This window comes from uncultured Caulobacter sp., assembly GCF_937900395.1.
In the GTDB taxonomy this organism is placed as follows: Bacteria; Pseudomonadota; Alphaproteobacteria; order Caulobacterales; family Caulobacteraceae; genus Caulobacter.
On the sequence record NZ_CALCDX010000133.1, the window covers coordinates 1 to 10,567 of the forward strand.

At 68.4% G+C, this 10,567-nt stretch carries 10 protein-coding genes and 1 pseudogene; 6 read left to right on the forward strand and 5 right to left on the reverse strand.

Annotated features, from left to right (window positions below; translation table 11 throughout):
* Positions 1-72 (reverse strand): annotated as a pseudogene (locus tag Q0379_RS11105) (hypothetical protein); the annotation flags it as partial.
* Positions 73-228: 156 nt separating this feature from the next.
* Between Q0379_RS11105 and Q0379_RS11110 the strand changes: the two are divergent.
* Both Q0379_RS11110 and Q0379_RS11115 read left to right on the forward strand, forming a co-directional pair.
* The gene (locus Q0379_RS11110) at positions 229-1,524 is read left to right on the forward strand and encodes a PLP-dependent transferase (RefSeq protein WP_299008380.1); all 1,296 of its coding nucleotides are present in this window, start codon (positions 229-231) and stop codon (positions 1,522-1,524) included.
* A 58-nt stretch (positions 1,525-1,582) separates the two neighbouring features.
* Positions 1,583-2,608: a low specificity L-threonine aldolase gene (locus Q0379_RS11115; RefSeq protein ID WP_299008383.1), complete on the forward strand. Its 1,026-nt coding sequence runs from the start codon at positions 1,583-1,585 to the stop codon at positions 2,606-2,608.
* A 39-nt stretch (positions 2,609-2,647) separates the two neighbouring features.
* On the opposite strand, the gene Q0379_RS11120 is transcribed toward Q0379_RS11115, so the two are convergent.
* The 4 genes from Q0379_RS11120 to Q0379_RS11135 form a co-directional block, all read right to left on the reverse strand.
* Positions 2,648-4,423 (reverse strand): EAL domain-containing protein, encoded by a 1,776-nt coding sequence (locus Q0379_RS11120; protein WP_299008385.1) that lies wholly within the window; start codon positions 4,421-4,423, stop codon positions 2,648-2,650.
* 336 nt (positions 4,424-4,759) lie between these two features.
* Positions 4,760-5,395 carry a carboxymuconolactone decarboxylase family protein gene (locus Q0379_RS11125; protein ID WP_299008388.1) on the reverse strand — a complete coding sequence of 212 codons (636 nt, stop codon included), beginning with the start codon at positions 5,393-5,395 and terminating at the stop codon, positions 4,760-4,762.
* Complete coding sequence (locus Q0379_RS11130; protein ID WP_299008390.1) at positions 5,395-5,919, reverse strand: VOC family protein; 525 nt, start codon at positions 5,917-5,919, stop codon at positions 5,395-5,397. Before Q0379_RS11130 ends, Q0379_RS11125 begins: the two co-directional genes overlap by 1 nt.
* Before the next feature lie 220 nt (positions 5,920-6,139).
* Entirely contained in the window at positions 6,140-6,499 is a 360-nt protein-coding gene (locus tag Q0379_RS11135; protein WP_299008393.1) for a phage holin family protein, read from the reverse strand.
* A gap of 88 nt (positions 6,500-6,587) precedes the next feature.
* Here Q0379_RS11135 and Q0379_RS11140 point away from each other — a divergent pair, with 88 nt between their 5' ends.
* The 4 genes from Q0379_RS11140 to Q0379_RS11155 form a co-directional block, all read left to right on the forward strand.
* Positions 6,588-6,692, forward strand: a complete 105-nt coding sequence (locus Q0379_RS11140; RefSeq protein ID WP_106907060.1) for a hypothetical protein — start codon at positions 6,588-6,590, stop codon at positions 6,690-6,692.
* Positions 6,689-7,585, forward strand: coding sequence for an RNA polymerase sigma factor RpoH (gene rpoH, locus Q0379_RS11145; protein ID WP_299008410.1), 897 nt, complete (start codon positions 6,689-6,691; stop codon positions 7,583-7,585). The genes Q0379_RS11140 and rpoH overlap by 4 nt, the downstream gene beginning before the upstream one ends.
* Before the next feature lie 189 nt (positions 7,586-7,774).
* Complete coding sequence (locus tag Q0379_RS11150; RefSeq protein ID WP_299008405.1) at positions 7,775-8,491, forward strand: alpha/beta hydrolase; 717 nt, start codon at positions 7,775-7,777, stop codon at positions 8,489-8,491.
* A 221-nt stretch (positions 8,492-8,712) separates the two neighbouring features.
* A partial coding sequence (locus tag Q0379_RS11155) for a TonB-dependent receptor (RefSeq protein ID WP_299008408.1) occupies positions 8,713-10,567 on the forward strand: 1,855 nt, incomplete at its 3' end.

The following is a 10,567-nucleotide window of genomic DNA, read 5'->3' on the forward strand; positions in this document are numbered from 1 at the left end:
CCGGGACCCAGGGGCGAGCGGCAGTGCGGCGGCCCCTGGGTCCCGGCTCTCCGCTTCGCTGCGGCCGGGATGACGAAAGAAAATGATCTCGGCGGATTGATTTCGGTCCTAGGGCGCGACCCGAAGATTTTCTACGACGCCGGCGAGAATATCGGACCTCATCGCGGGCGCTCGCGCGGCTAAGGTCGGCTTGTCGCCGCCCAGATTGGAACTACGAGGAAACGCCGCATGTCCGACCGCAAGCTTCACCCCGAGACCCTGGCCCTGCACGCCGGCTGGCGCGCGGATCCCGCGACGGGCGCGGTCGCGCCGCCGATCTACCAGACGACCTCGTACCAGTTCGAAAGCGCCGAGCACGCGGCCGACCTCTTCGCCCTGCGCAAGCTCGGCAACATCTATACGCGCCTGGGCAACCCCACGACCGACATCCTGGAGCAGCGCCTGGCGGCCCTGGAAGGCGGGGCCGCGGCCCTGGCCGTCGCCTCGGGCCAGGCGGCCTCGGCCTTCGCGATCCAGAACCTGGCCCGCGCCGGCGACAACATCGTCAGCTCGACCGACCTCTACGGCGGCACCTGGAACCTGTTCGCCAACACCCTGCGCGACCAGGGGATCGAGGTCCGCTTCGTCGATCCGGAAGACCCGCAGGCCTTCGCCCGCGCTACGGATGAGCGCACCCGCGCCTACTACGCTGAGACCCTGCCGAACCCGAAGCTCAGCGTCTTCCCGATCGCCGAGGTCGCCGAGATCGGCCGCAAGCTGGGCGTGCCGCTGATCGTCGACAACACCGCCGCCCCGCTGCTGGCCCGGCCGCTGGAGCACGGCGCGGCGATCGTCGTCTATTCGACCACCAAATACATCGGCGGCCACGGCACCTCGATCGGCGGCGTCATCATCGACGGCGGCAATTTCGACTGGACCGCCCATCCCGAGCGCAGCCCGACGCTGAACACCCCCGACGCCAGCTATCACGGCGCGGTCTGGGCCGAAGCCGCCAAGCCGCTGGGTCCGATCGCCTACATCCTGCGGGCCCGCACCGTGCTGCTGCGCGACCTGGGCGCGGCCCTGTCGCCGTTCAACGCGTTCCAGATCCTGCAAGGCTTGGAGACCCTGCCGCTGCGCATCACCCGCCACGCCGAGAACGCCGCGGCCGTGGCCAAGGCCCTGTCGGCGGCGCCGGGCGTCACCCGCGTCATCCACCCCAGCGTCCAGACCGGCCTGCAGCGCGAGCGCGCCGACCGCTATCTGTCGGGCGGCTATGGCGGCCTCGTCGGCTTCGAGCTGGCCGGCGGACGCGAGGCGGGCCGCAAGTTCATCGACGCCCTGAAGCTATTCTACCACGTGGCCAATATCGGCGACGCCCGCAGCCTGGCGATCCACCCAGCCTCGACCACCCACTCCCAGCTCAGCGCCGAGGAGCAGCTGGCGACCGGCGTCTCGGACGGCTACGTGCGCCTGTCGATCGGCCTGGAGCACATCGACGACATCCTGGCGGATCTGACGCAGGCGCTCGCGGCCGCCCAATAGCCGCTGGTCGCGCGGGTTCCGCTTGCCCGGAACCCGCGCGCGCCCCTATCCAGGGGGCATGACAGCTCCCCGTTTCGACTTCGCCTCGGACAATGTCGCCGGCGCCATGCCCGAGGTCATGGACGCCCTGGTCGCCGCCAACGGCGGGACGGCTTCCGGCTATGGAACCGACCATGTCAGCCGCGCGGCCGCCGATCGCATCCGCGCCCTGCTGGACGCCGACGCCGAGGTCCGCTTCACCGCCTCGGGCACGGCCGCCAACGCCTTCGCCCTGACCGTGCTGGCCCAGCCGCACGAGGCGGTGCTGGCTCATGAGCATGCTCACATCTGCACCGACGAGACGGGGGCGCCCGGCTTCTTCGGCCAGGGTGTCGGCCTGATCGGCCTGCCCGGCGCCTCGGGCAAGATCGAGGTCGCGGCGCTGGAGGCGGCGCTGGCCGAGCCCGACGTCTCGTACCGCCAGCCGGCGGCGGCCCTGTCCCTGACCACCGCCACCGAGTACGGCACCGTCTATTCGGAAGACCACTTGCGGTCCCTGGTCGCGCCGGTGAAGGCCAAGGGCTACGGCGTCCACCTGGACGGCGCGCGCCTGGCCAACGCCGTCGCCGCCGGCTTTGATCTCAAGAGCGTCGCCAGGATGGGCGTCGACATTCTCGTCATGGGCGGGACCAAGGTCGGCTCGACCCCGACCGAGGCCGTGGTGTTCCTGAACCCAGCCCATGCCCGCCGGCTGGACTCGCGGCTCAAGCACGCCGGGCAGCTGGTCTCCAAGGGCCGGTTCCTGGCCGCGCCTTGGCTGGGCCTCTTGGGCGAGGATGGTTCGACCGGCCCGTGGGCGGCCCGCGCGGCCCACGCCAACGCCATGGCCCAAAAGCTGGCGGGCCTGATGCCGTTCCCGCTCAAGCACCCGGTCGAGGCCAACGGCCTGTTCGTCGAGATGGACGAGCCCACCCTGCAACGCCTGCGCGGCGAAGGCTGGTTCGTCTACCGGTTCCTAGACGGAACTGTGCGCTTCATGTGCTCGTGGGCGACGACGCCGGAGATGGTCGAGGAGCTGGGCGCGGCGCTGAAGAAGATCGCCTAGGCGCTCCCTCTCCCATAGGGAGAGGGTTGGGGTGAGAGGTTAAGCCCTCGACCGCTGTAACCCCTCATCCTCCCACGCCTGCGGCGCGGGCCCCTCCTTCTCCCTCTGGGAGAAGGTTTCTTGTACCCCCAGCATCTTCGCGATCTCCGCCGCCGGGGCCGGGCGGCTGATGAAGTAGCCCTGGATCTCGGCGCAGCCCTGGCCGCGCAGGGCGTCCAGCTGGGCCTGGGTCTCGACGCCCTCGGCCGTGGTCACGACGCCCATCGACGCGCCCAGGTCCAGCACCGCCTTGATGATCGCCAGGGCGTCGCTGTCGTGCAGGATGTCGCGCACGAAGGTCTGGTCGATCTTGATCTTGTCGAACGGGAAGCTGCGCAGATAGCTCAGCGAGCTGTAGCCGGTGCCGAAGTCGCCCATCGAGATCCGCACGCCCAGGGCCTTCAGGTCGTGCAGCATGGTCATGTTGGCGGCGCTGTCCTGCAGCAGGACCGACTCGGTGATCTCCAGCTCCAGGCGATGGGCCGGCAGGCCCGAGGCCGCCAGGGCCGAGACCACGGTGGCCACCAGGCCTCGGTCGCGGAACTGGGCCGGCGACAGGTTCACCGCCAGACGCACGTGGTCGGGCCAGCGCGCGGCCTCGGCGCAGGCGTTGCGCAGCACCCAGTCGCCCAGCGGCACGATCAGGCCGATCTCCTCGGCCAGCGGAATGAAGTCGGCGGGCGAGACCATGCCCCGCTCGGGGTGGAGCCAGCGCAGCAGGGCCTCGCAGCCGGTCACCCGCTCGTCGTCCAGGTGATAGAGCGGCTGGTAGAACAGCTGGAACTCGCCGTCCTGCAGCGCGCGGCGCAGGTCAAGCTCCAGCGCCCGCCGGGCCTGAAGCTGCTCGTCCATGGCCCGCTCGAAGAAGTGGAAGGCCCCCCGGCCATCGCCCTTGGCGCGGTAGAGCGCCATGTCGGCCTTCTTGAGCAGCTCGTCGGCGTCCTCGCCGTCCGAGGGCGACGCCGCCACGCCGACGCTGGCCCCGATCACCACCTGGTGGCCGGCCAGATCGAACGGCGCGGCCATGGTCGTGACGATGCGGGCGGCCAGGCGCGTGGCGCCGGACATGTCGGAGAGCCCCGTCTGCACCACCGCGAACTCGTCGCCGCCGAGGCGCGCGACGGTGTCGCCCTCGCGCACGCAGCGCCGCAACCGCTCGGCCGCCTCGCGCAGCAGGGCGTCGCCCAGCGGATGGCCCAGGGTGTCGTTGACGGTCTTGAAGCGGTCGAGGTCGATGAAGTGCACCGCCAGCTGGTCGTCCTTGCGCGCCCGGCGGGCCAGGGCCTCGACCAGCGACTTCTGGAACAGCACCCGATTGGGCAGGTCGGTCAGCGGGTCGTAGTGCGCCAGCCGCGCGATCTGGGCCACGCCCCGGCGGTTGGTCTCGTTGCTGGCCTGCAGCAGGCCCAGCACCGTGCCGACGCCCAGATAGCGGTCGTTCTCGGTGACGATGAAGCCGCGCAAGAGATCCGAGGCGCGGTAGGACAGGCTGTCGGTGGTGAACTCGGCCAGCTCGGTGTCGGCGTCGACCACCAGCGGCTCGCGGTCCATCAGGGTCGAGATCGGACGGTTGGCGTAGAGGGCCCGGCCGTACTCGGCGGCCATGCGCAGGAAGAAGGCGTTGCGCTCGACGATGCCGATCGGCCGATCCTCGCCGTCCACGACGGGGACGATCAGGGTGTCGGGCTCCTCGCGGAAACGCTCGTAGAGCGACCTGCCCAGGTCATCCTGACGCGCCGGCGCCAGAGAAGAAACCGTGTCCCGCAAAGTGAACATGCGTACGCCTCCACTACAGGTGGCGAGGGACCATTTCTCGGCTAACGGCCTGCTAATGAGGCGGCCGCCACGGGATCATTTCGCGAAAACTTCACGACGCCGTCACAGTGCTTTCGGGCGCATTTACCGTGAACTAGATCTATTCACGACACTCAAGCCCCACCGAGAATTCGCCTTCCTCGCCCTCGTGGCGAGGACCCAGCGTTCGGCTGGCGCGACGATGGCCGGCCGAGGCTGTCGACGTAGAGCGACACCGACCGGCTCGGAGGGCGGCGGCCCCCTGGACCCCAGGCACAAGGCCTGGGGAGGCGGGCCTTTTGGTCCGAGAAGAGTTCCCTACCGGCCCGTATCCATGAAGTCTCGGGCGGCGAAGTCCTCCGGCGCGGCGACCTCGACCACCGGCTCGTCGCGGTCATCGAACTCGGTGCGCAGCGCCCGGCTCATCACCGCGTGCATCTCGTAGAGGCAGGTGATGTAGGTCAGCTCCAGGATCTGTTCGTCCGAGAGAAAGGCCTTCAGCGCCGCGAACACGCCGTCGGCGATCCGGCCGCCGTCCAGCACCAACCCGTCGGCATAGGCCAGCACCGCCCGCTCGCGCGCGTCGAACACGTCGGAGACCGACCAGTGCGGCACGGCGGCGATCTTGGCTTCCGAGACGCCCAGCCCGCGCAGCGACTTGCAGTGCTGGGAGAAGACGAACTGGCTGCCGCGCGCCCAGCCGGCGCGGGTCTGGGCCAGCTCGCGCAGCACCGGGTCGATCTTGCGGGCCGGATCGCGATAGAGGGCGAAACCCTGGGCGGCGTGGCGCAGCACATCCGGGCTATTGGCGAAGACGGTCCGCCAGTCGCCGCGCGTGCCGGTGGCCGTGCCCGGCTCAGCCACCGGGTCGCGATCGCCGAACAAAAGGTCGTAGAGCTTCAGCGTTCCCTTGTCGGCGACCTCGGCGCGCGGAACCTGGCGCAGGCGCGGCATCAGGCGTCCACCGCGGCGCGGGCGGGTTCGTGGCGGACATCCTCGGGGCCGAAGGCGCGGGTGAAGGCCGCCAGCTCCATCATGATCCCGTTGGGATCGGTGAAATAGACCGAGCGGACGAAGACGCCGGGATGGAGCTTGCGGGCCACGCCCATCTCGCTGTCGTCGTGATTGACCACCATCGGGAAGGCCGGGACGCCGGCGGCCTGCAGCCGCTCGAGACAGGCCTCCAGATCGGCCTCGTCGACGGTGAAGGCCACGTGGTTCATCGAGCCGACGGCGGTCTTGGCCTCGGCGGGGAAGGCCTTGACCGAGGCGACGCCCGGCGCGGCCGGCGGAGTGTCGGGCCACCAGAAGAAGGCGAGACACGCGCCCCCGCCGCAGTCGAAGAAGAAGTGCTGGCCGCCGTCCGGCAAGGCCACGGTCTTCACCAGCGGCATCTGCAGGACTTCGGTGTAGAACCGCACCGTCTCGGCCATGTCGCGGCAGACCAGGGCCAGGTGATTGACGCCGGTGATCTTCATCTCGGCTTCCTCCCGGAAACCGAGGTTATCTCAGGTCGGACGAGGATGCAGCTTGCCGCGACGTCCACCCCACCAACCAACCCCACCGTCATCCCGCGACTTGTTCGCGGGACCCATGGTTCAGCTTCCACGTGAGCACGGGGACCCGCACCTCACTTGCGGCGGACAAATGGGTCCCGCGCATGAAGCGCGGGATGACGGCGAAAAGTTTGCGTTGGCCCTATTCCCGCTCCGTCTCCAGCCCGCCCAGGAACGCCTGGCCGATCCAGCTGACGACGCCGGTCACGACCGCGACCTGGATCCCCGCCCACCAGCCCGGCACGCGCAGGCCGTCCAGCAGCCAGTCGACGATCCCGATCATCGCCGCGTTCACCAGCAGCAGGAACAGCCCCAGGGTCACGATGGTCAGCGGCAGGGTCAGCACCGTGACCACCGGCCGCACCACGGCGTTGACGACGCCCAGCAAAAAGCCGGCGATGATCAAGGTCTTCCAGCCGTCGGCGGTGACGCCGGGCACGATGCGGGCGGCCAGCCACAGGCCGGCGGCGGCGATCAGAATGCGGAGAACGAAACGGATCATCTCAAGCCCTATTTCCCTTACGAAAGCGAGGCGTCCAAAATGGCGCCGCATTCGTACAATACCCAAGCAGGCAACTCGGACATTACAAATGCGTTACCGCTCTTCCACCCGCCGCTTCGCGAACTATCTATCCCCTCGTGTGGGGGATGATCGCGCGCGATTGGCGAGCGGATCCGCACGCAAGGGGATATAAGTACGATGGCCGTGAATTCTCTATCGGTGATGTCGCCGGACGGCGGCCTGTCTCGTTATCTGACCGAGATCCGCAAGTTCCCGATGCTGAGCAAGGACGAGGAGTTCATGCTCGCCCAGCGCTGGAAAGAGCATCAGGACCCGCAAGCCGCCCACAAGATGGTGACGTCGCACCTGCGCCTCGTGGCCAAGATCGCCATGGGCTATCGCGGCTACGGCCTGCCGATCGGCGAGGTGATCTCCGAAGGCAATGTCGGCCTGATGCAGGCCGTCAAGAAGTTCGAGCCCGACAAGGGCTTCCGCCTGGCCACCTACGCCATGTGGTGGATCCGCGCCTCGATCCAGGAATACATCCTGCGCTCGTGGTCGCTGGTGAAGATGGGCACGACCGCCGCGCAGAAGAAGCTGTTCTTCAACCTGCGCAAGGCCAAGAGCCAGATCGCCGCCTTCCAGGAAGGCGACCTGCGCCCTGAACAGGTCAGCGCCATCGCCACCAAGCTGGGCGTGCTGGACAGCGAGGTCATCTCGATGAACCGCCGCCTGTCGGGCCCCGACGCCTCGCTGAACGCGCCGCTGCGCGCCGACGGCGAAAGCGAATGGCAGGACTGGTTGGCCGACGAGGAGCAGGTCTCCCAGGAGACCCGCGTCGCCGAGGACGAGGAAAAGTCGCTGCGGATGTCGCTTCTGGAAGAGGCGATGGTCGAACTGACCGACCGCGAGCGCCACATCCTGACCGAGCGCCGCCTGAAGGACGAGCCGACCACCCTGGAAGAGCTCGCCGCCCAGTACGGCGTCTCGCGCGAACGCGTCCGCCAGATCGAGGTCCGCGCGTTCGAGAAGCTGCAGAAGACCATGCGCGAGGCGGCGATCGCCAAGAACATGGTCGAGGCGTAAGGCTTAGCTTTACCGCACTAAGACGAAAGGGCGCTCTTCGGAGCGCCCTTTTTGTTTCCCCTCTCCCCTTGCGGGAGAGGGTGGCCCGAAGGGCCGGGTGAGGGGTCGCGCGGCGATGCGGAGAAACCCCTCATCCGTCAGCTGCGCTGACACCTTCTCCCACAAGGGGAGAAGGAGATAGAAGACCCCATGACCGCCCCCCTGCCCCAGCTGATCCTGCTGCCCGGCCTGCTCAACGACGCCGAGCTGTGGCGCGACCAGATCAGCGGCCTCTCCGACGTCGCGCGGATCTGGGTTCCGGACCTGACGCCCTACGCCACGATCCGCGCGATGGCCGAGCATGTGCTGGAACACGCCGAGCCGACCTTCGCCGTGGCCGGCTTCTCGATGGGCGGCTACGTGGCCCAGGAGATCGCCCGCATCGCGCCCCAGCGGATCGAGCGCCTGGCCCTGCTGGACACCTCGATCCATGTCGACACGCCGCAGCGCGCGGCCCAGCGCCAAGCGCTGAACAAGGCCGCCGCCAAGGGCGGGACCTTCCTGGGCATCGGCCAGGCGATCATGAAGAGCTATATCGACGCCTCGCGCCTCGACGACACGGAGCTCACCACCCGCATCGTCGACATGACCCAGCGCCTGGGCCGCGAGGTCTTCCTGCGCCAGAACAGCCTGGAGCGCGAGGACGGCGAGGCGGCGCTGAGGGCGTTGAAAGTCCCGCTGCTGATCATCGTCGGCGAGAACGACCAGATCACCCCCGCCGAGGGTCATCGCGCCATGGCGGCGGCGATCGGCTGCACGCACCTGGTGGTGATCCCGAGCACCGGCCACATGGCCCCGATGGAGGCCCCCGGCCCGGTCAACGGGGCGCTGCGGCACTGGCTGGAGCGTCCCGCCGGGCGGCGGTAAACGGGCGAAACGCCCTGAACCCGCTAAACAGGCTTGAGTTCATGGCTGCAGAGCGCCCGGCGATGAGGTCGCGAACCTGGGGCCTGGAGCCCTCCCAACAGCGACGCTTCAAGGTTCTGCAACAAAACCGTCAGCGAAACATCGCGTACGAAAACTAAGCCGACCCCTGGGGCTGTCTAGGCGCGCCTGCTCAAGAACGCGCGGCCAACAAGGGGATTAGAATGAAGAAGACCATGCTCTTCGCGCTGGCGGCGTTCGCGCCGCTGGCCGCGGCGTCGGCCGCGATCGCGGCGCCCGAGACGGCGCCGGCCGACGCGCCGATCGCCACCGCCGACGCGCCGACCGTCGCGTCCGAGGTCGTGGTGCAGGCCAAGATCGCCTATCGCAACCGCAGCGAGTCGACCGCGCCGGTTCTCGACTATGGCCTCGACTACTTCCAGCGCTTCGAACCGCTGACCGTGGGCGACGCTCTCAAGCGCGTGCCCAGCGTGTCGTTCCTGTCGGACGTGCTGGAGTCGGACGGCGTGCGCCTGCGCGGCCTCGACCCGGCCTACACCCAGATCCTGATCAACGGAGAGAAGGTTCCCGGCTCGGGCTCCAGCTCGGGCGCATTCGGCGCCGGCGCCGACCAGGCCTTCTTCGTCGACCGCATTCCGGCCGAGCTGATCGACCACATCGAGATCGTGCGCAGCAACAGCGCCAACCGCAGCGGCGACGCGGTGGCCGGCGCCCTCAACATCGTGCTTCGCGACGCCCTGGCGCTGGACGGCGGCTATGTCCGCGTCGGCGCCCTGCGGTTCGACGACAAGCGCGTGCGTGAAGTGCTTGGCGCGGTCTGGGGCGGCCAGGTCGGCCCGGGCCGACTGCTGATCGGCGCCAACGTCCAGGGCCGCCGCAACCCCAAGGAAAAGCTGAGCCTGCGCTATGACGAGCCCGGCGCCAGCCTGAACAACAACGAAATCCAGACCGACGTCCGCAACGGCACGGACAGCGCGTTCAACGTCGCCTACGACGTGCCGGTCGGCGCGGGCCAGCTGTCGGTGAGCGGGTTCTACGTCCACACCGATCGCTACCAGAACGAAGACTCGATCGAGTATAGGAACGGCGTCGAGACCACCGCCAACCTTCTGACCATCAACGACAACGACGTCGACATCCAGCAGGACAGCTACGCGCTGAACGGCAAGTACAAGTTCCCGATGGCCGGCGGCGAGACCAGCATCAAGCTGGGCTACGCGGCGTTCCAGAATGACGAGTACGAGTTCGAGTACGAAACCGAGTACCTGCGCGATTCCACCCCGTTCCCCGACGGCGACCGCTTCACCGGCGACCGCGCCAAGACCCGCATCACCGACGACGAGGTCACGGCCAAGCTGGAGCACAAGCGCGAACTGGTCGCCGGCGCCGACCTGGAGTTCGGCGTGCAGTATGAGGCCAAGCGCCGCGACTCGCGCGTCAGCGAGGTTCCGCGCAACCGCTACAACCTGCCGTCCGCGACGCCGCCGGCCTACAAGCCGTTCGCCATCACCAGCAAGGCGCGGCTGGAGCAGACCCGTATCGACCCCTACGTCATGCTGTCGGGCCGCTCGAACGGCCTGAAGTGGGAAGCTGGCCTGCGCTACGAAACGACCGATGTGACGGTCCAGGACTTCGTGATCAACGAGAAGACGGACAACGACTACAAGGTCCTGCTGCCCTCGGCCTCGATCCGCTACAACCTGACCAAGGCCGATCAAGTTTACGCCTCGATAGCCCGCACGGTGCGCCGGGCCAGCTTCGAGTACCTGTCGCCGGTCACGCTGGAGGAAGAGCTGGGCGACAACGACTTCCGCGGCGATCCGACCCTGGAGCCGGAAAAGGCCTGGGGCGTCGATGTCGGCTATGAGCGCCGCATGGGTCGCGACGGCGTGTTCGGCGTCAACCTGTTCTATCGCGACATCAAGGATCTGATCGAGATCTACAACACCGGCGCGCCCGGCTCGGCCAACGATCCGCCGGACGATGTCACCTGGTTGTACTCAGCCCGCAACACCGGCGACGGCAAGGTCTACGGGATCGAGTTCGACCTCTCGACGC